Raw genomic sequence first — 26,602 nt, 5'->3', positions numbered from 1 at the left:
GCGGGGGGTGGGCGTACGGATGCGGCGGGGACGACGGTGGGGCGGATCGAGGGTCCGGTGTTGGATGGTCATTTGCCGGGTGATGAGGTGGTGCGAGACGGGCGTGGTGGTTTTGTGCGGGCGGTGGGTCCGATGCAGTTTTTGCCGGAGACGTGGAATTCGTTTGCGGCTGACGGTAATGGTGATGGGGTGGCTGATCCGAATAATGTGTTCGATGCGGCGTTGGGGGCGGGGAAGTATTTGTGTTCGGGGGGTTTGGATTTGCGTGATCCGGGGCAAGAGTTGCGGGCGGTGTTGCGGTACAACAATTCGTTGTCGTATGCGGCGAATGTGTTGAGTTGGTCTGCGGCTTATCGTGGTGGGGGTTCGTCGACGCGGGTGCCGGCGGTTCCGCGGTGGATTCCGCCGGGCGGGTTGCCGGGGGACGGGCGGGATAGGAGGGCGACTGTTCCTGTTGTTCCGCGTGTCGGTCCGGTGGTGCCGCCGCATAGTTTGCCCGTGGTGCCGCTGGCTCCGGCTCCGGCCGAGGTGATGATCAGCGTTCCGGGTTTGCCGCCGATTCCGTGTGGGGTTTTCTGTCCGGCTCCGGGTCCGGTTGCGCCGCCGGCGGATCCGTGTCTGGTGCGGGCGGTTCCGGCGCCGATGCCGCGTTCGGGTCGACCCGCGTTCACGCCGCGACTTGGGCCGGTTCCGGGTCCAACCGACGATGTCGGATCTGGTGTTCCCCGCTCCATACCGGCTGATGCCGGGGATGGGAGCGATTCCGCGGTGGGTGATCTCGAGGATTCGTGGGCCGGTACCTGCATGCCGCCCGTGACCGACCCAGATACCGCCCGCAGTCGGCCCGCGGATTCCGGGAGTCGGTCCGGTGGTGAACCCGGGGAGCACGCGCCGACCACACCGGACACCACCGGCGCCCCGCGGCCGGCCACCACACCCGACCCCGCCCAACCGACACCCCCACCCCCACCCGTCATCACCCTGCCCTTCGGCATCGTCATCCCACTCCCCGCACCCCAGGCAGGTGGAGATACCGAGCCACCCGTGCTCTGACCGCGCTGTTCGGCCGAGGGCATCGCGCACCGTGCGGTGTCGTTCAGCTAGGACCCGGGGCGCGTGTCCGCGCCCTCCGTGGTCCGAACCCGGTGGGGCCGAATCGACGCGCGGCGGGTCGACGAGTGGATCGGCATCGAGAAGGTAGCCCCGCTCGGTAGATATTCCGTCCGCACGGTTCTGGGCCTGCGGACCAGCCCAGCCGTAACGTGCGGCCTGGTCGTCCTGCTCACCGGCCTACCACACGACCACACTGCACGTCGTACCGTGCGCTCGGAGGGCCGGTCGGGAAGCGCCGTTGTCACCGGCCCACTCAGCGGGGATCGCGAACCGTGCCAATCGCTGGGTGCTCTCGTGACGAACCTCTATCGAGAGCGTTCGGAAAGAGGTGATTCATGAGGGCCACAGTCGGAATAGCAGCAGAACAGACCGTGGTGCGCGGGGTGATGCTCTCGTCGCTGCCGCGGACGGGTCCGCGGCCGCCCATGCTGTGCGCGGTCGAGCGCCCGGTCGAGGAATCCACCGCTGCTTCGGTCGCCGCGACGCTCGAAGCCCTAGCGGCCGATGCCGAGCCGAATACTCCGATCGATGAGGTCGGCATCGCTTATCACACGGTGGCCGAACGACACGCGATCGTGTCGGGGCTTTCGTCCGAGTCGTGGTGTACGTCGTCGCTCGTATCGGCCAGAACTGCGCTCCTCGCGCTGCTCGACGAGATGCTGCCGGAACTCGCGCACATCGGCACCCTGTTGGCGCTGGAGGTCGTTGGCTACCACACGTCCTACCTCGTCGTCGGACCGCGACGCGGCGAAATCCTCGCCTCCGATTCCTGGTCGTCCGGCGTCGTCGACGCCGACACGGCGGGCCCGGTGATCGGTCGCATTTGGGCGACCTTGGACGCCATCGGAGTGCGACCCGATGCCATTGTCCTGTGCGGTTCGTCGGCCGGGAAGCCGGAGGTCGTGTCCGCGCTGCAACTCGGACTAGCCGCACCCGTGATCCAGGTGCCCGACTTCGCCACCGCGGCGGCGCGCGGGGCCGCGTTGGTCGCCGCGAGCCCATTCCGGAGCCGTTCGGTGCACGCCCCGCCGAGTCGGCGGCACGCGGGACGCGTAATCGTGATCGGAGCGGCTATCGCCGCCTTGCTCGGTGGAACCGGTGTCGCCGTGATGCAGCTTCGCGACGAGCGGCCGGCGAACGCCGCCGAGGTTGGCAAAACGGTGACGAATCCGATCCCGGCCCAGGTCTCGGAAACTCCGGCGGCCGTGTCGGGGTCGACTCCCGCGCCGGCCGTGCCGTCACCGGTGGCTGAGCCATCGATGCTCCCGGTCGAGTCCGCACCCGGGCCGCCTTCGGTGCCACCGGGGGCCGCACCGGAGATACCGCTGGTAGCGCCGCCGGCAGCGCCGCCCCCGGTCGCGCCTGTCCCCGAGGACCATGTCGCTCCGATCGCGCCCGTAGTCCCACCTGACGCCCAGCAACCGGCCGCGCCGATCGAACCGGCCGCCCCGCCCGAGGCACCTCCGCCCGAGACACCTCCCGCGGAGACTCCGCCGGCGGAGGCTCCGCCGCCCGCACCGGTGACTCCGCCGGACGGCACCTTGCTGTTCCCCGGCGAGCCACCCCCTCCAGCGCTGGATGCCGGTCCCGCGGCCGTGCAAGCCTGGTGGGACAACCACTGGAAGCTGACTGAGCAGTGGTTCGGTGGTCGATAGGCTGGCGGTATGAGCGCGCGTACGGCTGGATCGGTGGCGATTGTCGAGGATTTGGACACGGTGACCACGCTCGGCCGTGAGGATGATCCGGAGGAGTCCGGACTCGGCCGCGGAACTGTCGAGTCGCTGTGGGAGTCGGTTCGGGCGTGGTATCGATTGGGCACCACGCCGGCGATTCAGGTGTGTCTGCGGCGCAACGGCAAGATCGTGCTGAACCGGGCCATCGGGCACGGCTGGGGGAACGCACCGGCCGACGGGCCTGACTCGGTGCAGGTGCTTGCGACGCCGGATACACCGTTCTGCGGCTTCTCGACCGCGAAGGGTGTAGCCGGTGCGGTGATGTTCATGCTCATCGAACAGGGTGCGTTCGGATTCGACGACCCGGTGTGCGACTACATCCCGGAGTTCGCCGCGAATGGCAAGGCCGCCATCACGATCGGTGACGTGCTCTCGCACTCCGCGGGGGTGCCCTTCGTCACGCCTCCGTACCGGGGCATCGATCTGGTGCTCGACGAGGACGTGGCGGTACGCGGATTGGCTGATCTCGTCCCGAGCTGGCGGCCGGGACGTTTTCGGGTATATCACGCGCTGACCAGCGGTCTGATCGTGCGACTTCTGGTGCAACGGGCGACCGGCAAGCGCCTGCGGGAGCATCTGTCCGAGCGAGTGCTCGAGCCGTTCGGATTCCGCTGGACCACGTTCGGTGTGCGCCCGGAGGATGTCGACAAGGTGGTGCCGAGCGTCATGACCGGCGCTGCGCCGGGTCGAGTGGCGACCTACCTGGCGCGCAAGGCGATCGGCGGCGGTATGGATCGCGCCGCACGGTCCGCGACCGCGGCATTCCTGACCGCCGAACTGCCATCGGGCAATCTGATCACCACGGCCTCCGAGCTGTCGCGGTTCTACGAAATCCTCACCCACGGCGCACCGGACGGTCGCACGATCATCACGCCGGAGACATTGCGCGACGCGGTGCGTCCGGCTCGGTGGCTACCGGGTGTGGCCGGGCGGGTCAGTCGCGCGGGTTTCGAACTGGGCGGGCGGAGGTCGAAGTTCGGTCGCGACACCGCGGCGCACTTCGGGCGTAGCGGTCTGACCACGCAGTACGGCTGGGCCGACCCGGCGCGGGGCCTGTCCGGTGCCATCCTCACCAACGGCAAGGCCACGACCGACACCAAGCGGCCCTGGCAGTTGGTTGCGCAGATTTCCGACGTCGCCGCCGAATCTCGGTGATTGCCGCGCGAGCGTGACTGGCGCAGGGACACCGTCATCGGATGTCACCAGGGTGGGGCGCTGCTCGAACCTCCGCGCGCACACGCGCCGGCGATCGCAGCACACCGCGATGGCTGACTATCTCCAACAGTGAGAAGTTGTTAGCTATCCGAAAAACCTAGTGTGTTAACTCTGCTGTTGCCGACCAGTGGGGTTGCGCTAGCACGAGCAGAACAAACTGATCCGTCGAATTGTCGACGGTGAAAGCGTTGGTGTTTGATGAGGATTGATCACGACGTGCCGGCGAGCGAGTATCTGCATGGCATGTTTCCCGACGAGCATGGACGATTCGGCGTGTTCGGCGGAAGATTCGTTCCCGAAGGCCTGATGGCCGCCTTACTCGATCTCGAGCAGTCTTATCGACTCGCCCACGCCGACCCGGGCTTTCTGGGCGAGCTCCGCGAGTTGTTGCGTGACCGGGTCGGGCGGCCCACGCTGTTGCATCAGGTGCGGCGGTTTGCCGAGTTGCTGAGGGTGCCAGGCGTACGGGTCTACCTGAAGCGTGAAGACATGGCGTACACCGGCGCGCACAAGATCAACAATGCGCTCGGACAAGCCCTGCTGGCCAGACGCATGGGCAAGAAACGAATAGTCGCGGAGACCGGCGCGGGGCAGCATGGCGTCGCGGTGGCGACAGTCTGCGCGATGCTCGACCTGACCTGCGTCGTCTACATGGGAACCGACGACATGCGACGCCAGGAAACCAATGTGATGCGGATGAGACTGCTCGGCGCCGAGGTGCGCGCGGTGGACATCGGTTCACGGCGGCTCAAGGACGCGATCAGCGAGTCGGTGCGTGACTGGGTGGCGAATCTGGACACGACGCACTACCTGTTCGGTACCGCAGCTGGGCCTGCCCCCTACCCCAGGATCGTGCGCGATTTTCAGACGGTGATCGGTGCGGAGACCAGGAGTCAGATCCTGCGCAGCGAAGGGCGATTGCCGGACTACGTCCTGGCCTGTGTGGGCGGCGGCAGCAACGCCATCGGCGTTTTTCGTCCGTTCGCGGACGATCCACAGGTCCGATTGATCGGCGTCGAGGCGGCCGGCCGTGGCGTCGAGACCGGTGATCACGCCGCGACCCTCTGCATGGGTAGCCCGGGCGAGATCGACGGCTCCTACAGTTACCTCTTGCAGGATGAGGACGGTCAGATCGCGCGGACGCACAGCATTGCGGCGGGGTTGGACTATCCGGGCGTCGGTCCGGAACTCAGTCATATGAAGGACAGCGGCCGAGTGGTCTACCGTGCGGCCACGGATGCTGTGGCGTTGCGCGGGATGCAGGCGCTCAGCCACACCGAAGGCATCCTGGCCGCCCTGGAATCCGCCCACGCGGTGGGGCACCTGTTGGACATGGCCGACCGCGGTGAGGTCCCCGCCGATTCGGTGATTGTGCTGTGCCTGTCCGGCCGGGGCGACAAGGATCTGGCGGTGGCGGCCGAGCTTCTCGGCCTGTCGTGATCGCTGGTGGGTCCGATGACAGTGCGGACGACCGGACCGCCGGCCGCCACGGTTACGGCCGGCACCGGCTGTGACAGCCCAGGAGGGTGGTGATGGTCACGCGTCCTTCTGCAGCCTCGCGGAGAGGGCGTTATGGTCGATAGCGTCCCTGGCGCGGGGGTTGAGGGGCCGCGCGCCGCTTTTGTGCCTACGAGGATGAGTCTTCTTGAAGTATGCGTCCCGCCTGATCTTGTTTCTGGCTATTCCCACCGTCCTGTTCCTGCTTCCATGGTGGACGCTGATACAAGCGCCTGCTCAGGGAACCGGACCGCTGTTCTGGCTGGGGTCCGCGCTGTTTCTACTGGGGTTCGTCTGCCTGCCGACATCGATGTACCTCGGACACGGCCCCGCGCAGTCGGATGCCGCGTCGATCGTCGGTGACACGCTGCTGGGCGTGATGTGGGTGGTGTTCAGCTGGTCGGTGCTCGGAAACCTCGCACGGGTGGGCTTGGCTGTCGCGGGCGTCGCGGATCCGGCCCGCTCGTGGATCGTCGCGGCAGGCGTACTCGTGGCCACGACCGCGCTGGTGGTGTGGGGAGTGGTCGAGGCGCGGCGCGTGCCGAGGGTACGCACGGTCGACGTGACCATCCCAGGACTCGGCGCGGCACTGGACGGGCTACGCATGGTGGTGATCACCGATACCCACTTCGCCGCACTCGACCGAGTGCGTTGGTCGGAACGTGTGGTCGAGGTCGTCAACGCGCAACGCCCCGACATCGCCTGTCACGCCGGCGATCTCGCCGACGGCTCGGTGGCGAAGCGGCACCCGCAGGTCGATCCGCTGGGCAAGATCGAGGCCGAACTCGGCCGGTTCTACATCACTGGCAATCACGAGTACTTCGGTGACGCGCAGGGCTGGATCGACCACATGGCGTCCCTCGGCTGGCAGCCACTGCACAACCAGCACGAGACGGTGCGCCGCGGCGACGATCAGCTGGTGATCGCGGGCATCGACGACCCGACAGGCGTCGGCCTGACCGGGCACGGGCCCGATCTGCCCGCGGCGCTCGCCGGGGCGGAGCGGCACGCGCCGGTCGTTCTACTCGCCCATCAACCCAAACAGATCGCCGACACCGTTGCCGCGAGCATCGCCCTGCAGATCTCCGGCCACACCCACGGTGGCCAGATCTGGCCGTTCCACTACCTTGTTCGCCTCGACCAGCCGGTCGTCGCGGGACTGAGTCGCCACAGCGAACACACCCAGCTCTACACCAGCCGCGGCACCGGATTCTGGGGACCGCAGTTACGTGTCTTCGCTCCCAGCGAAATCACTGTTCTGGTCCTGCATTCGGAGTCGTCACCCCGCTGAGATCTGCGCCGGCGTCCTGATCAGCGGGTACCGCGGGTCGGGCTTGCGGCGTCGACCGCGGGCGGTGGCTCGATCGGGGCATCCGCTCGCCATGTCTCGGTGACACCGGGTACGCCGTCCTCGACTACGTAGCTTGCCCGGGTGTGGACGGGCGCGCCGGGGCGACGAACGTAGGGCACGACACGGAAATCGTTGCGCCACGTGTGATGATCGAGTTGGACGCGGACGTACCCGCGCTGTGCGTTGAAGAACTCGATGTCCGGGTTCGCGGCGAGCAGCATGCGGCCTTTGTCGTTGAGGTCGGCGCCATCGCCGTTGCTCGTGATCGAGGTCCCTGTGAATTCCGCTGCTACGACGGGGGACTCGGGATCGGAGTAGTCACGGCGTAGGCGGGCGGCCTGGTTTTCATGCCGGTCCCCGGTGACCACCACGAGGTTGCGGACCCCGCGGTCGGCGGCGGCGGCGAGTACCGTGTTGCGGTCGGCGACGTACCCGTCCCACGAGTCGGTGGACACCGCGACCGCTGTGCCGGGGTCGCTGTCGTTCTGGCTCATGCCGACCTGGTTGCCGATGACCTGCCAGCGTGCGGGCGAATCGGTGAAGCCATCGATCAGCCAATCCCGTTGCCGTGCACCCAGAATCGTGCGTCCGGTGGCGAACCGGTCGGTGCAGTGATTCGTTACCGTCCCTCCGCACGCCTGCCGGGTGCGGTATTGGCGGGTATCGAGCATCGTGATCTCCGCGAGGTCACCGAATCGGTAGCGGCGATGCAGGAGCATGGACGGGCCGGACGGTAGTTGTGCTATCCGCAGCGGTTGATGCTCGTACATGGCTTGGAACGCGGCGGTCCGGCGACGGCGGAACAGGGCGGGGATCCGTGAGATATCGAGCCCGGCGCCGGGCGCGTCGCCCGCCCAGTTATTGTCGACCTCGTGATCGTCCATGGTGACCAGCCACGGAAACGCGGCGTGCGCGGCGCGTAGCGGCTGTTCGGCTTTGTAGAGCGCGTAGCGTAGCCGGTATCCGGCCAGATCGACGGCTTCGTCGCGGAACTCCGGCCCCTTCGTGGCTGCCTCGCGGCCGCGTATCCATGCCCGTTCGTAAATGTAATCGCCCAGATGCAGCACCAGGTCGAGATCCTCCCTACTCAGGTGTTCGTAGGCGGTGTAGTAACCGGAGCTCCACGACTGGCACGAGGCGAACGCGAACCGCAGCCGACTGAAGGGCTGTCCGAGTGGGGGAGCCGTGCGGGTGCGGCCGACCGGGGAGATCGCCGAGCCCGCCCGAAACCGGTAGAAATACCAACGGTCTGGCGTCAACCCGTGGACCTCCGGGTGTACGCTGTGGCCGAGCGCCCGGGTCGCCACCGCTGTTCCCCTCGCGACCACCCGCCGGAAATTTTCGTCCTGCGCGACTTCATAGTCGACGGTCACCGGATCCAACGGCATACCACCGAGCCCATCAGGGGCCAACGGGTCCGGAGCCAGCCGCGTCCACAGCACCACACCGTCCGGTGTGGGATCACCCGACGCCACACCCAGCGCGAACGGATCACCCAGCCACCGCGGGGCCGGGTGTCGAGCGCTGCTCGCCGCCGCCGTACCTACCAGCACTGCGGCCGATCCCGCGGCGCCGACTCGCAACAACTGCCGCCGAGAGAATGCCATACATCAGCGTACGGCCGGCGTCTCGCAGTTCGTTCGGACCTGCGCGGACGAAACCGGTGCGGGCTCACAGCAAACCGCTGCGGCGGGCGTTGCCGAGGGCATCGACCCGAGAATTCGAATCCAGTTTCGCGTAGATGCCGCGCAGATGGGTCTTCACGGTATTGACCGAAACGCCCAGTTCAGCGGCGATCTGCTGGGCTGTGCGGCCGGAGGGAAGCAGCTCGAGCACGGTCATCTCGGTGTGTGTCAGGGCCGGGTAGGTTGGCTTGCGGCGCGCGGCGGGGTGCCGTCTGGCGAACTCCGCGAAGCGCTCGTATCGGCCGAATCGGCCGACCGAGTCGTCCAGCAGGGGAATCGCGGTCGGGACATCCAGGAACGGACGCACGAGTCGGTGTGGCGCGGCGGCGCGCAGCGCCTTCTCCAGTGCCGCGACCGACTTCGACGGCGCACCACAGTCATGCTGTGCGGTGGCGTACAGCAACCACCCGGTGATTTCGGTGACCGGCCGCAGGTCGGCCGCATGGTCGAGGACTGGCCCGAGGGCGGCGCAGGTCGCCTTGGGCCGGTGGGCCGCAGCGGTCAGGGCGGCGTCGGCCAGTCGGACATCGGGCAGCTCGCCGACGCTGTCGCGCACTCGATCGACCAACAGGTGCGCAGCTTCGGTCTCCTGCACGCGCAGCAGCGCCCACACCACCGGAAGTAACAGGCTGCTGGTCACGCTCGGTGGCGCCGCTTTCTCCAGCAGCATGAGCAGACTCTTGCGAAGGGCGTCGACCGCCGCACGCACGTCGTCGGCCTGCTCGAGATCGAGCAGGTATCCGATGACCTGGCCGTGCCACCCGGCGACGGGGGTGCTCGACCCGTCGTGATCGACGTGGACGTCGAGCGCGGCGACCACCTGCGCAGACTCGGGTGGGTAACCCTGCAGATAGGCGCCGTATGCGGCGATGGTCGTCACCTGAACGGTGTCTGTTGCCGCGAGCAGGCCGTTCTCGGCGGCGACGGCCAGGGCGCGTGCGGCGCGCTCGCGCATCGCGGTCGCGGCGTCGACGACGCTCGCCGCGACCGTCAGCCTGGTGAGGGCATGGAGCATCAGCCGGGGATGACAGCGGTGTTCGGCGAGCGCGAGACTCGACCGGAGCAGTTGCTCGCCGCGCGCGACGGCGCCTCGGGCGATGAGCGCGGTGGCGATCTGGATCGAGGCATAGGTGTCGAAATCCGGGTCGCCGGTCGGCGCGACGGTGTACGGAACATTGCCGATCACGGTTCCGGCAGTCGCCGCAGTGTCGATCGGCACAGCGATCGCCAGCGCGTTCACTCGATCCGCGGGTGCGAAGGAGCGGGTGGCGGCATGCCGCGCCATTCCCGTGTCGAGACAGGCGACCGCGTCGGTGGTGTCTCCGCGGACCAGCGCATGTACCGCCCGGACAAGCCACAGGAAGGGATCGTCGAGCAGTGCCTGCGCCGCGACAGCGAGTCCGTCGAACAGTATGTCGCCGGCGCCGTCGAGCACCATGGTCAGTGCGCACTCGGACAGGAAGTCGCACAGATGCTGCTGGCCGAGCTCCGCGAGGTGGTGGGGAAGCGCGGCCCGCGGCAGGCCCGCGCAGCGAAACCAACGCGCCGACCGCAGATGCAGATCCGAGCACAGCGCCGGACCGAGGCGATCGGCCTGGGCGAGCAAGTAGGCCCGCACCATCGGGTTATACGTGAACCAGACGTCGGTGCCGCGCACCGTGGCGGTGATCGGAAAGTTGATCCGGTCGAGTTCGTACAGGCAATGCCCGGCGCCGCCGCCGACCAGATCGTCGGCGAGTTTCTCGGTGAACGAGACCGGGACGCTGGTGTAGGTGAGGAACTGGAGCATCGCTGGGGAGAGATCGTCGATGAGTTCGCCGGCCAGGAATCCCGAGATCGCGTACGGCGGCCGCGCGAGAACGGTCAGTGCGTCCGCGCGGTCGTCCGGGTGTGCCGCCAAATGGATTGCGGCGATCCGCACCAGCGCCGCCCAGCCTCGGGTGAGTGCGACGAGTGTGTCCAACTCCGCGTCGGTGAGCTCGCATCCGTGATCGCGACACATCGCGCGAACCTGATCCGGTGCGAGGGCGAGTTCGGCCGCGCCCCAGCGGGTCAGCCGTGCCTGTAGATCGAGGGTGTACCAGCGGCTCGGGGGAGGGAAACGGGCGCCCAGCAGCGTGGTAAGCGTCGGCGGCGCATGGTGCAGCAAGTACTCTAGGCCGGCGAGTGCCAGTGGATCGGTGATCAGATGAGCGTCGTCGAGCACGAGCACCGCGGGCGTAGCCCGTGCGGAGAGCTCCTCGACAAGCTGCGCCGCGGGCGCGGTCGGTGGGCCGAGGTCTCCCGACGCGAGGGCGACGCGGAATCGGGCGGCCAGAGTGGCCCACAGCGTCGTCTGGTTATTGAACCGATCGGTGACGGTCAGCCACACCACGTCGGGTTCGCCCGCTGGGGGTGCGGCACGTCGGGCGGCCCAGTCCGCGAGCAGCACTGTCTTCCCACTTCCCGCAGGTGCGCAGATCAGCAGCACACGACCGGTGTCGGCGCCGATGACGGCGTCGATGTCGGCATGCAGATCTGTCCGGACAAGCGGCGCGAACGGCAACGACGGGATCGCCGGTGCGGCTGTGGTCGAGGACATACGGCGTGGATCGGGGCCATGCGATGTGGTCACGGTGCCTCCCGGGCCCTGTGCTGACAGATCACTACCGCGCCTAGATGTCGGAATCTACCGGGCCGGAACTCTGCGCTGTTCGCCTCGTTCGTCGGCGTTATGAAAAATTCACCCGAGAAGGGGGAGGTCTCACTCGCGGATTCCCGCACACCGTGGTCGAGGGCGCTGCCGGTCGGCGCGCACCGGTCGGCGCCCGCGCCGGTGTGGGCCGCCGGGACGCGCGCGGTGTCCCACCCGCGACCGGCGCCACCATGGCTGCGCGCTGCGATCTGTTGTCCAGCCGCCGGGCCGATCGGCGAGATCACGGGCGAGGTTCGCCTGTCGGCACCGAGTCATCCGAGACGGGTGAAGTGCGGGACCGGGCGGTTGGTGAAGATTCGGAAGACGTCCACCACATCTCGAGAAAGGGCGCGACCGATGACGCACATGACCAAAGCACCACAGCATCCCGTCCGCGAAGGCTTTGCGGCGGGCACCTCCATCGCGGCCGCGATCGTGCTGATGACAGTGGGTGTGTTGTCGATCTTCGAGGGTGTCTCCGCCGTAGCCCAGGACGACATGTTCGTTGTGGGGCCTAGCTACGTCTATCAGTTCGACACCACCTCATGGGGCTGGATCCACATTGTGCTCGGTGCCTTGTTGGTCGTCGCCGCGTTGGGGTTGATGACCGGTGCAACCTGGGCGCGGGTCGTAGCGATCTGTGTGGCGGCTTTGTCCATCATCGGAAACTTCATGTGGCTTCCGTACTATCCGGCCTGGTCGATTCTCGTGATCGCGCTGAACGTCGTCGCTATCTGGGCGATCGCCACGTGGAAGCCGGAGGCGGCCTGACGGGTCTCGGCCCAGGCCGGAATCCTGCGCTGACCTCGGCTCGAATTTGAAAAGCACGCTCTCGGGCCGGATTCGGCGATCGAGCAGTCGCACAGTCCGAGCAAATCCGTGGCATCCGATACCCAGCCCGGCGGCGAGCGGCACCGAATGTCTTGTGGCGCTCGCCGAGGAGCGCCGCGGCTGAGTTCGGACATGCGGAGCTGGTTGCCGTGGGGTACCAGAGATACCGCGGCGCCTTCATGAGAAGGGGGGTCGGTGCGAGCAGTCCGCCTCGCCGCGGCTACGGGGCATGGGTGTCGATGGGTGTGTTCTTCGTGGTGGCTGTCGCACTGGTGTCGGTGGGGTGGCGAGTCCGGTGTTCGAACGCGACGCCGAGAGCTGGCCGCGCTGCTCGACCACCGCGAGGACGATCGTCACGTGTGTTCGTCACTCTGCTGCACAACGCGCGTAGGCGTGCGAATTATACGACGCCGGTCAGGCTCTGCGTACTCGCGGGGACGCGCTGTCGGATGTCAAATGCGAGCTGGGCGCCGATTCCGCCCGGCACTGCGGCGACGTAGACCCTTCCGCATCAGGTGATCACCTCGGCATCGTGCGTCATCGTGGTAAGACCCGCCCACAGCCCAGGAACCCGTGTTGCTACATCGCCGTACGCGGTGACCGGATCAGCGCGATGCATGCCGTCACCGTTGCGCGCGACCTGCTGGCGCGCAGCGCCGCCGCGGCGCCTGCCGAATACCGCCGAACAACTCGCCCGCGTCTGATCACGCTGCTCTGGTCGCACGCATGATCGGCTCTTCCCGGTGCCCCCGGGGGCGGACCGGGCCAGACGAGTGAAATACCCACGCGCCAACACGACCCCGGCGTTTCAGGTCCACAACTGATCTGTTATCTACTGGCTACGATTGTTTTCGACTGCACCCGCTCGGTAACCGTGAAGGGATATCTCTATGGCACGCAAGGTCGTCGTGACACTGATCGATGACTACGACGGCAAGTCTCGAGCCGAGGAAACGGTGTCATTCGCATTGGATGGCGTGGGCTATGAGATGGACTTGTCGGGGGACAACGCCGGGCAGATGCGCGGATTCTTCGAACAGTGGATTCCGTACGCCCGCAAAGTCGGTCGCGCACGGAGGGGGCGGGGCGGCACGCTGCGGTCGGCGACCGATCGCGAGCAGGCCACGGTCATCCGGGAGTGGGCGCGCACGAACGGGATCGACGTTTCGGCTCGCGGACGAATCTCGGCCGAGGTGGTCGAGGCGTACAAGAAGGCCAACAACGGGTAGCGGCGTCGGGTTCGGCCGACCTGATCGGCGCACGGGCAGCTCGGTGTGCTGACCGTGCCCGTCCAGGTCGGCCGCGCTCCGCGGCATGGTGCGCAGCGAGTTCGGTGGTCGGCGGCGCCGAAATGCGACCGCCGCGGCGAAACATGATCATCAGCACGACGATCGGTGACCACAGCTGCACCCAGCGCCGCGGCCGATACCGATGCGACGGCGGGGAGCTGGACGGCGCCGCGGGGCACCACCGACCATCCTCGACCGTATTGTCGTCGATTACCCGAGAGGTAATGGCCCAAGCCGCCTGCCGTTCGTAGGATCGGAGAGTGCGAACCCCAACGGTCGGCGATCTGCTGCGACACTGGCGTCAGGAACGCCGACTGAGCCAGTTGGAACTGGCCGGACGCGCGGAAACTTCGGCACGGCATCTGAGTTTCATCGAGACCGGACGTGCCACACCGAGCCGGACCATGATCGTGCACCTGTCCGAGCATCTGGAGATACCGCTGCGTGAACGCAACCGGGTGCTGCTGGCCGCCGGCTTCGCTCCCGCCTACGCGGAACCTGCCCTCGATACGCCTGCCATGACCGCGGTCCGCGGCGCCATGCGCCAGATATTGATCGGGCACGAGCCGTACCCGGCGCTGGCCATCGACCAGAACTGGACGATGATCGAGGCCAACCGCGGTGTGGCACTGCTGATCGCGGGCGTCGACCCGGCGCTGGTGACCGCTCCGGTGAACGCCCTGCGCCTGAGCCTGCACCCGGATGGCATGGCGGGCCGCATCATCAATCTCGCCGAATGGCGCGGCCACATCTTCGCCCGCCTGGCGCGGCAGGCCGAGGTCACCGCTTCCCCGGCCCTGGCCGAATTGCTCACGGAACTGCGTTCCTATCCCGGCGGCGAGGTCGAGTTGACCCTGCCGGAGCCCGATCAGTCGGTCGTTCCGCTGCGGATCGAACACGAGGGGGAACAGCTGTCGTTCCTCAGCGTCACAACGGTGTTCGGCACTCCGATGAACGTCACCGTCGCCGAACTGGCCATCGAATCGTTCTTCCCGGCTGACGAGGACACCATGAAGCGCCTCACCGCGAACGCTCGATGAGCGTCGCCGATCAGGTGTCCACCCACCTCGGTGTCGCTATCCGAGTCTGGGCCGATCTGGGCTCCCGCCACATGTGGACGCTGCACCGCGCCGAATTGATCGACGGCCGTGGAATTTTCGTCAAGGCATCAGCGGAGCCCACGCCGGTCTTCACGGCCGAAGCGGCGGGGCTGGCTTGGTTGGCTGGTACCGATCCGGCGAGTGCACGCGAACAGGCCGCGGACGCGGCGTCATCGACTTCGGCGAACGACGTGTCCGCCCCGGCGCGCCGCACAGAACTGCTGCCGCAGGTGCTCGCCGCCGACGATCACATGCTCGTCCTGCCGTGGCTGTCCGAAGCCGGGCCGACACCCGAGACCGCCGAGCGATTCGGTCACGAACTCGCCGCGCTGCACGCGATTACGCTAGGGCAGTTCGGCGCACCGTGGCCGGGCTGGATCGCGACGCTGCCGCTGGTCAACACCTCGACGAACGGACCGTGGTCGCGGTGGTATGCCGAGCAGCGCCTCGCCCCGTACCTGCGCCGCGCGGCCGTTCATCTCGGCGGGCACGGAATTCGTCTGCTGGAACGCGTCATCGAGCACATCGATACCCTTGCCGGGCCGGCCGAGCGCCCGGCCCGCCTCCACGGTGACCTCTGGTCGGGCAACCTCCTGTGGACTGCTGAGCGCGTAATGCTGATCGACCCCGCGGCCCACGGGGGCCACCGGGAGACCGACCTGGCGATGCTCGAACTGTTCGGCGCCCCGCACCTGGATCGCATCCGTGCCGCCTATCACGAGACGTATCCGCTCGCCGACGGATGGCGATCCCGCATACCATTGCACCAGCTGCATCCGCTGTTGGTGCACGTGGTGCTGTTCGGCGCGGGTTACCGTGCTCAAACGCTCGACGCGGCGGCAGCCGCCCTCGCCGTCTAGCGCTGTTACCCGTCGACTCGCGCGATGACCTGCTCCGCGAACCGGGACAGGTTGGCGATCTTGGTATCCAGCGGCTCGGTGTCCTGCTCGGTCGTGTACGGCAGCCGAAACCCGACGATCACATCGGTGACGCCCTTGTCCTCGAGGCGTTTGACCCCATCGACGGTGAACCCGTCCAGCGAGATGACGTGCACCTCGAAGTCCTTGCGTGTCCCGCACTCGATCCGCAAGGCGTCGAGCTCGACCAGCAGCCGGACGAGCTCGGCACCGTCCCCGCCGGCGTGCATCCACCCGTCGCCGCGCAACGCGGCGCGCCGCAGCGCGGGCTTGCTGTGCCCGCCGATCAGGATCGGGACCGGCTCCGTCGGCACCGGGCTGATCTTGATCGGCGGAATGTCGTAGAACTCGCCGTGGAACTCGAAGTAGCCGCCGGCCGACAACCCGCGCACGATGTCGATGCACTCGTCCATGCGTGCGCCCCGCTTGTCGAACGACACGCCCATGATCTCGAAATCGTCCGGCCACGGGCTGATTCCGACGCCGAGCCCGAATCGGTTGCCGCTGAGCGCGGCGACCGACGCAGCCTGCTTGGCCACCAGTACCGGCGGCCTGATCGGCAGCTTCAGCACGAACGGGGTGAAGCGCAACCTGGTGGTCACCGCCGCCATCGCCGCGCTCAGCACGAACGTCTCGATGAATGGCTTGTCCTCCAGGAACTCCCGGCTCCCGTCGGGGGTGTAGGGGTATTTCGCGTCGGATTTCTCGGGATACGCCACACTGTCCGCGACCGCCATGGAGGTGTATCCCGCTTCCTCGGCAGCCTTGGCGAGCGGCACGTAATAGGACGGGTCGGTCATCGTCTCGGCATAGGTGAAGCGCATGTCATCCGCCTTTCTGGCGCGTCGAGCGCGGTACGGTCTCGGCGCGGCGCCCGAAGAACGAGTCTTCGCCGAGTTCGCGACCTCCCACCCCGGCGCGCATACGCGCTGCGCCGTTCGTGATCGTCGCCACATTCTCCACGTCGTCCAAGTAAGCATCTGCGCTTGACATCGTCAATAGTGGTGTTCAGTCGTGCGCGGATATATCGACCGACGATGGAAATTGCGTTCTGTCGGGTTGTGCCGGTTAATTCTTCGAGGTGGGACGGGTACGCAGGTGCGCGCGTTCCCCTTGTTTGCCGAACAGGCTGAGGAACTCGACCGGCTCGGCGCCGGCCGAGCCGAACCAGTGGGGTACCCGGGTGTCGAACTCGGCCGCCTCACCAGGGGAGAGCACCAGATCGTGTTCGCCCAGCACGACACGCAGCCTCCCATTGAGGACATAGAGCCATTCATAACCCTCGTGAGTCTTCGGATCGGGTTCCCTTCGGCGACTGCTCGCCGGGATCACGAGTTTGTAGGCCTGGATGCCACCGGCGCGGCGGGTCAGGGGCACCATCGTCATGCCGTGACGGGTAACCGGACGAAGGTGGATACGTGGATCACCGGTGGGCGGGGCACCGACGAGTTCGTCGAGTGTGACGCCGTGCGCTTTGGCCAGCGGCAGCAAAAGTTCGAGTGTCGGCTTGCGGGCACCGGACTCCAGCCGGGACAGGGTGCTCACCGAGATGCCGGTCGCGGTCGACAGGTCGGCCAGTGTGATTTCGCGCCGGCGACGCAGGGCGCGCAATCGGGGTCCGACCGCGTCGAGCGCTTGCCCGAGATCGTTGTCCATGCCTACCAGTTTGCCATGACAGCAAATCTCCTTGCCGAAATGTCGGCCGACCTCGCACAGTCGTCGAAGGAGGTGGTCATGATGACCGATCAGTGGAGAAACAGTTATGACGTGGCAGTAGTCGGCGGTGGCGCTGCGGGATTGAGCGGCGCGCTGATGTTGGCCCGGGCACGGCGATCGGTGGTGGTGTTCGACGCGGGCGCCCCGCGCAACGCCCCCGCCGCAGGCGTGCACGGGTTGCTGGCTCTCGACGGGGTCGCGCCCGCGGAACTACTCGAGCGCGGCCGTGTGGAGGTCCGTGGCTACGGCGGTCGAGTGGTGAACGGAGAGGTCACCACCGTTGCCCGGGATGCGGACCGATTCATCGTGACGATGGCAGACGGCAGGTCTGTGCGGGCGCGGCGGCTGCTGGTGACGACCGGCGTGGTAGACGAACTTCCAAACGTGCCCGGACTGCGAGAACGGTGGGGTCGGGATGTGCTGCACTGTCCGTACTGCCATGGTTGGGAGGTCCGTGATCAGGCCATCGGTGTTCTGGCCAGCGGGCCGTTCGCCGTGCATCAGGCGCTGCTGTTTCGGCAGTGGAGCGCCGAGGTCACCCTCTTCACCGGCGTAATGCCGACGCTGACCGGTGCCGAGGCGGAGCAAGTGGCCGCCCGTGGGATCCGTGTGGTGGACGGAGCGGTGGCGTCGCTGGAAACCGTCGACGACCGCCTTGTCGGGATTCGGCTCGTCAACGGCACCGTAGTGGCCCGTTCGGTACTGGTAGTCCAATCGCGGATGGTCGCGCGTGCAAGCTTTTTGGCACCGCTCGGGCTGCGGCCGATGGAACATCCCTCGGGCACAGGCGAACACATCCCCGCCGACCCGACTGGCCGCACCGAAGTTCCGGGGATCTGGGTCGCGGGCAATGTCACCGAGCCGGCCACTCAGGTCGGCGGCGCTGCCGCGGCGGGTGCTGCGGCAGCAGCCCAGATCAATGCCGATCTGGTCGCCGAAGAAACCCGCGAGGCAGTTGCCGCCCACCGATACCCGTTCGCGCGCGACATGGAAGCGCAAGTCTGTGAGCGTGTGATGGGAGACCGTCGCCACGGACTGTGAACGAACAGCCATCGCGTGGGTGATGGGAGATCGGGCCAAGTCCTGGCGGGCAGGGTGGCGCTCGCCTCGCTCGCTACGCGAAACGAGCATTATCGATCTCGGGCGAGCAGTCGACGAATATGCAAGGATCAGTTAGGTCTCCGTTCGTGGAGGTGTCCGCCCCAAATATCGAGCGGACACGAGTTCATACCCGTCCGGGGAACTGCGAGGCCCATGCTGCTCGGCGAGACGCCGATTCGATGGCGATACGTCCTGAACGGCACCGTCCGAACAAGGGGGCTCCGCATCAGCGTCTCCAGCGCGGAGGAAGTCATCGTGATCGAGAACCCGAGTGTGAGTAACGCCGACGATCTGGAACGAGATCGCGTAATTTGGCCGGACCCGAGTCCGCTGAGTGCGTGGTGGGCCGATGTCATGGCCCACCGCGTCAGCCGAACCGAATCGACCACCGACCCGATCCGGAACTGATTCGGATGCGCTCAGTTCCATCAAGTCTCCACCTCCGCACCCGGAGAGCCCGCTATCCCGGTCGCGCGGTCTTCGCCGGAACGCGACCGATTCGTTTCGGACGAATACGATCTCGATGATCGCAACCCGTGGTCGCGAGTGTCGGCACGGCTAACGTCTCATGGCATGCGCAGTGCAGGTGGGCGACCGCGGAAGACCGTGCCGGGAGTCGGTGGCTCAGGCACAGTGGGCGCCATCGCAATTGATCCGGGCAAGTCGCCAGCTACGTCGTTGACCGAGATCGCGAGCCTCGCCGCCGCCGACGAATTCGACAGCCAATCGGTGCACCGCGCGCGTAGGGAAATTCCGCGCAGCTGCCGAGCGAGCCGTGCCGGCGCGACGCCGAAGGCGCCGCCACCGTTCACGGTGGCGGCACCCATAACGTTGTCAGCCGATCAATATCGGGATGCGCGACCGGTGATCGGACGCCTCGTGCAGCGGCACGGCCGACGGGTCCTGCACCAAGGTGAGGACGGCGACTACATCGTCGTCGAAAACCAGTTCGTCCCATTTGGGCGGCATCTGATCGGTCCGTGGCTCGTCGACCGCGACCGCCACCGCGGGCTGCGTCGTAGTCGGCTGCGGCACCGGCACGCGCCCCAGCAGGTTGTCGGCGTACCGACGGATGCCCTGGGCGAGCGTGACCACCGCGGTGGCGAACGCTGCCACAACACCGACCATCGCGGCAGGAGTCAAGCCGGCGCTGGCGGCGTGCCGGGTATCGGCATCCGACGTCGTCGACTCGCCGAAGAACTTGTCCAGCAGCGACCCGTGATCCTTGGGCTGGTTGATCAGGCTGCGCAGTTCAGCCCCTTTGGCATCGAGATACACCATGGTGATCAGGATCAGAATCGCCGCGGCCGTACTCGAAGCCATGATCAGTCGGCTGAGCCCCGCGGTGCGCATCCGATGATGCGCCATCACCGCGCACACAGTTGTCAGTAGTGCGACGCTGGCCAGAAAGCCCCAGACGCTGCTGATGTTCGTATCCCGGGACGCCGTCCATTCGTCGAAGCTACTGGCGACCTCGTCGACGCGACCGAAGGCGTCGGTGCTGACCTCGCCGTCCGAGCCGGACGCCGAAAGCCACGGCTGGAACAGGAGAATGAAGGTGATCACGCTGCCCGCCGCGGCAGCCAGATAACCCCAATCCGCTCGGCGGTCCACCCCCAGTGGCGTCGCGCTGAGGGTCGGGCGGTCGGAGCCCTGGTTCCGACGGGATCGCGCATCGTTCACGTGCCAGGGGGTTGGTTGGGTCATTGCTCCAGTTTCTGCGGTGCCGCGTGAATTATTCAGTCACCCAGGGCAATAACGGCTGAATCAGACCGAGGCCCCGAGGTCGGAAACACGACTATCGGTAAGGCGGAATTCGAATGGGCGACTTCGGCCATCGACAAAGACAACGTTAAGGGCCTCGGCAGAGCGGATCAAGCGTGATCGATGTCCCATGCGTTACCACAGATCTCGGCGCCGCGGACCAGCAGCTGTGACCCAACCGGCGGGTAACTTTTGCCGGCCCCGCTGATCATGCCTTTTGTCGTTCACCTGGGTGACGCGAACTCGAACGTCGCGCGTCACCACGGCGTCGTCGAACGCCGGGCACCGCTATTCCTGTGACACGCTTAACATGTCAACTATGGGAGTTTGCTCACATTCGCCAGCTGCGGCGGAGTGCGCCGCGACCACGAACATCGATACCGATCGCTCGATCGACTATTGGACTCGCTCGCTCGAGTCGATCAGCGCGGCCGGATCCGACGAATCCGGCGCGCCACGTGTCCCGTGCACCGAACCGGCCGACTGCTCCAACGGCTCCAGTTCGTCGATTCACGCCGTGGCGCACCACTCATGCCGTGTCGCAGTACGACCACCCACGCGGAACCCGCGGACGTCGGACGACGCCCCATTCAGCCTTCGCCGAGACCTTCCTCTGCGCAGGTGTCCGGCGCATCGATCTGAAGGCAGGGGACCCCGGCGCGCGTCGGCTCATAGGTCGGCGCGACACCGCCGGCACGGATGAGCCGGGCATACGCCTCGACCGCCTCCGTCGGGCGGCGCGCCACTGTCGGATCGGTCAGCACATCGACCGTGAAGAGACCGAAGCGCGGTGCGTAGGAGCCCCATTCGTAATTATCGGTGAGACTCCAATAGTTGTAGCCGATCAGGTTCATGCCGTCGGCTTTCGCGCGTTGCAACCAATACACGGTGTCCCGTAGATGGTCGGCGCGGGTATAGCCGTCGGGACGAGACTTCCCGTTCTCCGTCGGGATGCCGTTCTCCACCACGTACAGCGGCCGATCCGGGAACTGACGCGCGTAATGCCGCAACGCGTAATAGATACCCTCGGGATGCACCGGCAACTCCCAGATCGGCGGACCTCCCGCCGAGCCGCCCTGCGCCGACTCCCCGGTCGCGGGCAGTGGAGCGAAGTAATAGTCCACGCCGATGAAATCCAACTTCGACGCGATCCGCTCGACGATCGGCCCGTTGACCTCCGTCTCCGCTCCCGCCACATAACCCAGATTGCTGGTCACCTGTGCATTCGGCCGGAGACCGTGGATAACGTCGTAGATCTCGTTGTGCGCCTGCGCGATGCGGTCGAGCATCGCGGGCGCCTCCTCGACGCTGATCCCGCCGGTGCGCAACTCGGTGCCGACATACGCGGCGGGCTCATTGAACGTCACCCACAACGGATCCCGGGACGCGTAACGGCTCACCACCTTGCGCATGTTCACCAACCAGTCCTCCACCATGCCCTGGTTGCGCCACCCGCCACGGTCCACTGCCCACCCCGGATATACCCAGTGATCCAACGTCAGCATCGGTCGCATCCCTGCAGCGAGAATCCGGGCGATCACATTGTCGTAGAAACCGAACGCAGTCTCATCCCAGGTATCCGGTCTCGGCTGCACGCGCGCCCACTCGATACCGACGCGGTAGACCCGGACCCCTAACCGTGCCGCCAGATCGATGTCGGTGATGTACCGGCGAGTGAAATCCACCGAATCCCGGTACGGGTCCGCTGTCGCTCCTGAGGCGATATACCGCGTCCAGTTGCTGTCAGGCGCGTGCCCTTCGGACTGGAACCCGGACGCCGCCACGCCCCACAAAAAATCCGTACCGAGCGTCGGCACCTTCCTGGGTGGCTGAGCTGCAGAAACGCCGGAAGTCACCCATACGGCCGCTGCGGCGGACAGTGCCACCCACCCGCGGCGATGTCTGCGTCGACGCATCGCGGTAGCGTAACTGGAAAGTTGCTGCATGGCGATGTCCGACGGGCGTGTCACCGATTGCAGTATCGTCACGGTCTGCCTACCCGCCGGCAACACCCTCAGCGAGAAATCGCCGTAATCGGTATTCGTCGGCGCAGCACGGTGTGCCTCCCATGCCGCCGTCGCGTCCGCCTCGACCGGACGCCCACAACATCGCGCAGCATGATCCAGGTGCAGCCGCCAGCGGGCCTCGCGCAAATCCGACACAGCGACCGCTACGTGTATCGGCGTTCCGGCTCGCGACTGCACTCGGTCAGCCGACCACTCACCGTGCCGACTGTCCATCCAGGAGTCCCCGTCGCGAACGACGTCCATGACGACGTCGCGTCGGCCGGACCGGCCGGCATCGTGGTACACGACGCTTCGACGTTCTCGTCTAGTCTGCCGCCGTGAGGGTGCGCCGCCCCCGCGCGATTGTGAGCGACCGCAGAACCGACGAAGTTCCTGGGCAGCACCGTGTTCGACCCTCGCCCCTCGTGTCCCAGCGAGCCACCGAGAAACGCCGCGAACTGTCACTCGGTGTCCCGATTGACCGCGCGCATCCGCCGCCGATCGAGCAGACTTGCCCGAGTGACCCGATACGCATTCGACGCCGACCGCTCCGCCCTTGTCGCCATCTGGGCAACCGGACGCGGCGACGTCGCCCGAACCGTGGCCGCACTGCCCCCGCAGGTGACCACCGACCAGGCCACCGACCTGGCGTCGAACCTCACCACACTGTCGCGGTTCCAGTGGCGCACCTACACCCACCCTGCCAGCGCCGTGGGCGACCCCGACGTCCCCAACAGTGAGGCATGGCGTCGCGCCGAGGAACGCAGGAACTTCAAAGAAGTCGAAGCCGGCCTGCGCACTCCCAACCTGCCCACCGACGAAGGACTGCTGGTCTCCTACAGCGGCGTCATCGAATCCGCGCACTGCGTCGGACGCACTCTCCACGAGATCGACGACGACACCCTGCGCGATACTGTGGTCGCCGAAGTAGGCACAGAACAGGAAGCCATCGAATCCGCCGAACGCGGAGATCTCTCCGGCCGTGCCCGACAAGCCGTCGAACTGTCTCGACCCGATGTATCGCCGGCGCAGGTCCACGCCGCTGACACCCTCCTGCGCGCCGATCCGCTCGGGACCATCGAATTGTTCACCGAACTCGACCCCGCGTCTGCGTCGGTAGCTGCCGCGCATTGGCTCTATGCCGCAGCCGAAGTGGCGGGGGAGGTGGCGAGTGTGCCCACCACCGATGTCGTCACCGAAGCCGACGACATCGAGGCGCTCCAAGTCGAGACCCCCACCCTGGTCCTCGAACGCCTCACCGCGGGAGAGACCCCCACCGACGTCGTCGTCGACCTCATCGCCGAAGCAATGGCGGTGCACGAAGGCCGTGTCCCCGCGCCATGGAGTCTCGTCGCCCGGGTCGCCGACATCGAGGCGCAGGCGCATAAATTCGGCGTCGACGCCGACACTCGCGACGCGATGCTCGCCGGGTTCCGGATCAGCCACCTCGATCCGGCACGCCCCGCCCTCGACCTTCTGGAAGACCTGCTCGATGGCATCCGCGGCTGCCTGCTGCTGTATACCGCCCATACCGACGCCATCGAACCGGAAGCACAGTTCGCCGCCGATGTTCGTCTCGAGGCCGACGCCGATCCTGAAGACCTCCTCTGACCTGTCGGCAGGATATGGCTGTGGCAGATCGACCCGTCCCGCTCGGTATAAGTCGGCCGGCGTCCCGACGTGTCAACCCGCCTCGCCTGCTAATGCGCTTGATTGCGGGATATTTGCGTCCACCCGCAAGCGCGGCGGAGTGACCGATCCGACCCGGAGCGGTCACTCCGGGTCGGATCGTCACTGATCCACCTCCTGCTGTGCGGCAAGGACCCGTGCCATGCACCGCGGATGAAGGTGAAGCGCCGAGTGGGCGCGCTGCCCGCTCGGCGAGTTCGTCCACAGCTGCCGGCGCGCCGCGGTAGACGCCGTCGCCGATCGTGTCTTACACGACTCCGACACCGATGGCGCACTTGGCGCTCGCGAGTGGCGGCCGAGGTCTGCCAACGGTTTCGCCAGCTGGCGCGGGGGACTCGCGGCCGGTTCGATGCTGAGGATCGCCTCGGCGCAGTATCCGCGGGGCTGCCGAGAGGGGAGTGCATCACCTTCTTTCGTCTGCTGCCGAATATCTCGCACCACCTGACCTCGGCTAGCGACACGGTGGGTCTGCGTGAGCTGTGGCCGCATTGTCGAGGCGAGTTCCACGCCAGAGTTGATGGGGGAGTGCGGAACTCTGCGCAGGCCACTTGCGGGGGGTGGAATTGCGATTCTGTGGCGGCGCACGAGAGCACGGAACTCGGCGAGCGTACCCATTGGGTACGTGTCCGCCGCACACATATTTACTTACGTAGATATGCGCATCTAACTATATATTTTGGCAATGCGACATCACCAAACCAACTCACTCGAAATACAAGACAGCAGCGGACGGCCCAGCTCTCCATGCTCACGGCAGTCGGCTCGCTCGCAGCGCGCAGGACTGGGGGAGAGGATTCGGAGAGACGATGTGCCTCGACAACGTCGCCGCCGACGTCGATAATGCGGAGTGGAAGTCGAGGAAAACTCGACGAGATCGAGCGGCGCTCTTCATGATTTGACTACCATGACAGCTTTCCCGAAACACTAACTACTCGAACTCGGCCTACCCATGCGTGAATTGAGACCGGGCGGATCCCTGCAACACATTCTCGGCTCAGCTGAACGAGAGCTTGTCGATCTCGCCTTCGGATAACCGGCAAGCTACACGACGACATGTGCACAGCAGCCGACGGAAGCAGGCATTTCGTCACGACGGCGACCAACGGTGATGCCGAGTTCGCTGAACGTATCGGTTGTACCAAGCCTGCGCTCGCCCCGTTGATGCGGGGGTGCGGCGTGCATGGTGTGCGTGCCGACGTTCAACCGATCGTCGACCTCGATGAGGTTGTGGCGCTGGTCAATCGCCGGTCGGCGGAACTGGGTTATACACTCCGGCCCGGCGCGCGTTGGAATCGAGTTTGCTGATCGACGAACCGTTTCTGCACGTAGCCCTGGTCTCCCGTCAAACGCATCCGGAGTTGCTGTTCGGCATGCGGGAATGGGCAGGCTATTTGGATGCCCGCGCGTTCGCGCGCCGTCAGGCGACCAGGAGTTGAGCGTGCCGTTCATGGTCGAACTGCATCAGCGGTTGTCGCGCTTCACCAAACCCGACCATGGCGGCATTTTCATCCGCCGCTGTCGGTCGGCGCCTCAGTTGTATCATTGGCCGACCGGGAGATCAGCCTCATCGAGGCGAATCCCTTCCTCGAATTTCGGCCTTCGGGAACCGGTGGAATCAAGTACCGCATGTCTTCACCGGAAGAGGTGCGGGCTGAACTCGAGTCCCTGTCCGCCTGGTGCAACACACACCGCCAGCCCGGCGTTGACCCTTATCGGCTCGCCTCCGAACTGCAGCAACGGTTTATCTCTATACACCCTTGGGACTACGACTACAACCGCCGATCATCCCGGCTGCTGATGAATTGTCGCTGGAGCGCGACGGGCTGGCGCCGAGCGCCAGTGCGGATTTCAACAAGGATCTTTTCTCCACGACCGAGGAGTGGACCGACATGGTGAGAGCGGGCAGCGATGCGTTCAGTGAACGCGCCCAGCGCCTGGAACGGCTCGGGAACGCGGCTGATCCAGTGACAGTGTTCGGCTTGGAGCGCGAACGCGAGCGCTTCCTGCCCCTGCTCGGGGACGACGAGACTCCACTGTTCGAGCCAGGGGCAATGCACGACATCACGATTGCCAGGGCTCTCCTGGAGCGATTTCGCGGCAACGATCGATACGAACTCTGGATCTAATGGCGGCGCACGCTCCTCCACTCGTCGAAGCCGGCCGATTCGTTTCCGGCAGCGGCTGGCAGCTCTGATGTCAGGGCTGGTGGGTGATCGTGTACCAGAGAATGGCGAGGGTGCCGAGTGTGAACAGCGGTGACACAACCCAGATCTCGACGTTATTCCCGGTTCGGTCGATGATCGGGAAGCTGATGCGGAGGTCGAAGGGCCAGAACAATCGACAACCGTGATCGGTGAGACAATCGCCGATCAGGTGGGCCAGAGCGCCGAGGCCGACGGCGAACGGCAACCAGACCGGCTTGTCTGCGATCCAGTGGTCCATGGCGAATGTGCCTGCGGTGGCCAGCACCACGATGGGCCCCCAGGCCTTGAAGCCATCGCCGGACGGGCACAGATGCAGCGCTCGGACAGCCAAGGCCAAGAGGAAGAACACAAGTCCGAGCGTGAACCATCGTCCGAGCCAGTGCTCGCCCGCCCAGGTGCCGTAGCCGACAGCCGCGACGAACACAAGGGAGTGGGTCGCGTGGCGATGGCCCCCCGAGATCCACGAGATGAGCTTGCACGCAGCATGTGTGATCGGGCCCAAGGTGTGCGCGAGCGTTCCATTGGGATGGTCGGCGTCGGGGAGTAGTGCCGCGCCCGCAGTGAGGAAGACCCCGAGCAGCAGATCGACAACGCCGAGATGCCCCGCCGCATCGTGCAGAGCCGGAAAGGTCAACACCGTGACCGGAAGCGCCGCTGCCGCCGCGGACCAGGCCAACGCGCCACTGGTCGCATGTGAATGTCCAAGCACTGGTTGAA

Annotated in this window: 23 protein-coding genes and 2 pseudogenes; 16 read left to right on the top strand and 9 right to left on the bottom strand. The window is 66.4% G+C overall.

Annotation, left to right across the window (positions count from 1 at the left end):
* Nucleotides 1–36: 36 nt before the first annotated feature.
* From AB0C34_RS15470 to AB0C34_RS15445, 6 genes and pseudogenes are all read left to right on the top strand, one after another.
* Nucleotides 37–243 (top strand): annotated as a pseudogene (locus AB0C34_RS15470) (lytic murein transglycosylase); the annotation flags it as partial.
* 570 nt (nucleotides 244–813) lie between these two features.
* Complete coding sequence (locus tag AB0C34_RS15465; protein WP_357072256.1) at nucleotides 814–1,053, top strand: hypothetical protein; 240 nt, start codon at nucleotides 814–816, stop codon at nucleotides 1,051–1,053.
* 395 nt (nucleotides 1,054–1,448) lie between these two features.
* Nucleotides 1,449–2,768: a hypothetical protein gene (locus AB0C34_RS15460; RefSeq protein WP_357072222.1), complete on the top strand. Its 1,320-nt coding sequence runs from the start codon at nucleotides 1,449–1,451 to the stop codon at nucleotides 2,766–2,768.
* 9 nt (nucleotides 2,769–2,777) lie between these two features.
* On the top strand, nucleotides 2,778–4,001 hold the full coding sequence (locus tag AB0C34_RS15455) for a serine hydrolase (RefSeq protein ID WP_357072219.1): 1,224 nt from the start codon (nucleotides 2,778–2,780) through the stop codon (nucleotides 3,999–4,001).
* A 258-nt stretch (nucleotides 4,002–4,259) separates the two neighbouring features.
* Nucleotides 4,260–5,501, top strand: coding sequence for a tryptophan synthase subunit beta (gene trpB / locus AB0C34_RS15450; protein ID WP_357072216.1), 1,242 nt, complete (start codon nucleotides 4,260–4,262; stop codon nucleotides 5,499–5,501).
* A 205-nt stretch (nucleotides 5,502–5,706) separates the two neighbouring features.
* Nucleotides 5,707–6,849 (top strand): metallophosphoesterase, encoded by a 1,143-nt coding sequence (locus AB0C34_RS15445; protein ID WP_357072213.1) that lies wholly within the window; start codon nucleotides 5,707–5,709, stop codon nucleotides 6,847–6,849.
* A gap of 20 nt (nucleotides 6,850–6,869) precedes the next feature.
* On the opposite strand, the gene AB0C34_RS15440 is transcribed toward AB0C34_RS15445, so the two are convergent.
* Together AB0C34_RS15440 and AB0C34_RS15435 are read right to left on the bottom strand one after the other, a co-directional pair.
* Nucleotides 6,870–8,516 (bottom strand): alkaline phosphatase D family protein, encoded by a 1,647-nt coding sequence (locus AB0C34_RS15440; RefSeq protein WP_357072210.1) that lies wholly within the window; start codon nucleotides 8,514–8,516, stop codon nucleotides 6,870–6,872.
* A 64-nt stretch (nucleotides 8,517–8,580) separates the two neighbouring features.
* On the bottom strand, nucleotides 8,581–11,208 hold the full coding sequence (locus AB0C34_RS15435) for a LuxR C-terminal-related transcriptional regulator (protein ID WP_357072207.1): 2,628 nt from the start codon (nucleotides 11,206–11,208) through the stop codon (nucleotides 8,581–8,583).
* A 417-nt stretch (nucleotides 11,209–11,625) separates the two neighbouring features.
* On the opposite strand from AB0C34_RS15435, the gene AB0C34_RS15430 reads away from it, so the two are divergent.
* Nucleotides 11,626–12,039: a hypothetical protein gene (locus AB0C34_RS15430; RefSeq protein ID WP_357072204.1), complete on the top strand. Its 414-nt coding sequence runs from the start codon at nucleotides 11,626–11,628 to the stop codon at nucleotides 12,037–12,039.
* Nucleotides 12,040–12,610: 571 nt separating this feature from the next.
* Here AB0C34_RS15430 and AB0C34_RS15425 read toward each other — a convergent pair.
* On the bottom strand, nucleotides 12,611–12,823 hold the full coding sequence (locus tag AB0C34_RS15425) for a hypothetical protein (protein WP_357072201.1): 213 nt from the start codon (nucleotides 12,821–12,823) through the stop codon (nucleotides 12,611–12,613).
* Nucleotides 12,824–12,989: 166 nt separating this feature from the next.
* Here AB0C34_RS15425 and AB0C34_RS15420 point away from each other — a divergent pair, with 166 nt between their 5' ends.
* From AB0C34_RS15420 to AB0C34_RS15410, 3 genes are all read left to right on the top strand, one after another.
* Entirely contained in the window at nucleotides 12,990–13,328 is a 339-nt protein-coding gene (locus AB0C34_RS15420) for an Lsr2 family protein (protein ID WP_357072198.1), read from the top strand.
* Nucleotides 13,329–13,648: 320 nt separating this feature from the next.
* Nucleotides 13,649–14,428, top strand: coding sequence for a helix-turn-helix transcriptional regulator (locus AB0C34_RS15415; protein ID WP_357072195.1), 780 nt, complete (start codon nucleotides 13,649–13,651; stop codon nucleotides 14,426–14,428).
* Nucleotides 14,425–15,348, top strand: a complete 924-nt coding sequence (locus AB0C34_RS15410) for a fructosamine kinase family protein (RefSeq protein WP_357072192.1) — start codon at nucleotides 14,425–14,427, stop codon at nucleotides 15,346–15,348. The genes AB0C34_RS15415 and AB0C34_RS15410 overlap by 4 nt, the downstream gene beginning before the upstream one ends.
* 5 nt (nucleotides 15,349–15,353) lie before the next feature.
* On the opposite strand, the gene AB0C34_RS15405 is transcribed toward AB0C34_RS15410, so the two are convergent.
* From AB0C34_RS15405 to AB0C34_RS15395, 3 genes are all read right to left on the bottom strand, one after another.
* Entirely contained in the window at nucleotides 15,354–16,229 is an 876-nt protein-coding gene (locus AB0C34_RS15405) for a TIGR03619 family F420-dependent LLM class oxidoreductase (RefSeq protein ID WP_357072189.1), read from the bottom strand.
* A 1-nt stretch (nucleotide 16,230) separates the two neighbouring features.
* Nucleotides 16,231–16,398, bottom strand: coding sequence for a hypothetical protein (locus tag AB0C34_RS15400; RefSeq protein ID WP_357072186.1), 168 nt, complete (start codon nucleotides 16,396–16,398; stop codon nucleotides 16,231–16,233).
* Between the two features lie 75 nt (nucleotides 16,399–16,473).
* Entirely contained in the window at nucleotides 16,474–17,061 is a 588-nt protein-coding gene (locus AB0C34_RS15395; protein WP_357072184.1) for an XRE family transcriptional regulator, read from the bottom strand.
* Between the two features lie 81 nt (nucleotides 17,062–17,142).
* Between AB0C34_RS15395 and AB0C34_RS15390 the strand changes: the two genes are divergently transcribed.
* Both AB0C34_RS15390 and AB0C34_RS15385 read left to right on the top strand, forming a co-directional pair.
* Nucleotides 17,143–18,162, top strand: coding sequence for an NAD(P)/FAD-dependent oxidoreductase (locus tag AB0C34_RS15390; RefSeq protein WP_357072250.1), 1,020 nt, complete (start codon nucleotides 17,143–17,145; stop codon nucleotides 18,160–18,162).
* A 213-nt stretch (nucleotides 18,163–18,375) separates the two neighbouring features.
* On the top strand, nucleotides 18,376–18,630 hold the full coding sequence (locus AB0C34_RS15385) for a hypothetical protein (protein ID WP_357072181.1): 255 nt from the start codon (nucleotides 18,376–18,378) through the stop codon (nucleotides 18,628–18,630).
* 426 nt (nucleotides 18,631–19,056) lie between these two features.
* Here AB0C34_RS15385 and AB0C34_RS15380 read toward each other — a convergent pair whose 3' ends face one another.
* Together AB0C34_RS15380 and AB0C34_RS15375 are read right to left on the bottom strand one after the other, a co-directional pair.
* The gene (locus AB0C34_RS15380; RefSeq protein WP_357072178.1) at nucleotides 19,057–19,929 is read right to left on the bottom strand and encodes a hypothetical protein; all 873 of its coding nucleotides are present in this window, start codon (nucleotides 19,927–19,929) and stop codon (nucleotides 19,057–19,059) included.
* A gap of 647 nt (nucleotides 19,930–20,576) precedes the next feature.
* Complete coding sequence (locus AB0C34_RS15375; protein ID WP_357072247.1) at nucleotides 20,577–21,902, bottom strand: family 1 glycosylhydrolase; 1,326 nt, start codon at nucleotides 21,900–21,902, stop codon at nucleotides 20,577–20,579.
* Between the two features lie 609 nt (nucleotides 21,903–22,511).
* On the opposite strand from AB0C34_RS15375, the gene AB0C34_RS15370 reads away from it, so the two are divergent.
* From AB0C34_RS15370 to AB0C34_RS15355, 4 genes and pseudogenes are all read left to right on the top strand, one after another.
* On the top strand, nucleotides 22,512–23,603 hold the full coding sequence (locus AB0C34_RS15370; RefSeq protein WP_357072175.1) for a hypothetical protein: 1,092 nt from the start codon (nucleotides 22,512–22,514) through the stop codon (nucleotides 23,601–23,603).
* Nucleotides 23,604–24,979: 1,376 nt separating this feature from the next.
* A complete protein-coding gene (locus AB0C34_RS15365) occupies nucleotides 24,980–25,117 on the top strand; it encodes a hypothetical protein (RefSeq protein WP_357072172.1) in 138 nt (45 codons plus the stop codon).
* Nucleotides 25,077–25,424: pseudogene (locus AB0C34_RS15360) on the top strand (hypothetical protein); the annotation flags it as partial. The gene AB0C34_RS15365 and the pseudogene AB0C34_RS15360, both read left to right, overlap by 41 nt.
* A gap of 14 nt (nucleotides 25,425–25,438) precedes the next feature.
* Complete coding sequence (locus AB0C34_RS15355) at nucleotides 25,439–25,807, top strand: hypothetical protein (protein ID WP_357072253.1); 369 nt, start codon at nucleotides 25,439–25,441, stop codon at nucleotides 25,805–25,807.
* Nucleotides 25,808–25,877: 70 nt separating this feature from the next.
* Here AB0C34_RS15355 and AB0C34_RS15350 read toward each other — a convergent pair whose 3' ends face one another.
* Entirely contained in the window at nucleotides 25,878–26,594 is a 717-nt protein-coding gene (locus tag AB0C34_RS15350) for a metal-dependent hydrolase (RefSeq protein ID WP_357072169.1), read from the bottom strand.
* Nucleotides 26,595–26,602: the final 8 nt, after the last annotated feature.

Origin of the sequence: Nocardia sp. NPDC049220, from assembly GCF_040647855.1 — a bacterium.
Taxonomy (GTDB): Bacteria; Actinomycetota; Actinomycetes; order Mycobacteriales; family Mycobacteriaceae; genus Nocardia.
The sequence above is the reverse complement of the archived record's forward strand: the minus strand, read 5'-3'. Positions and strand labels throughout refer to the sequence as shown.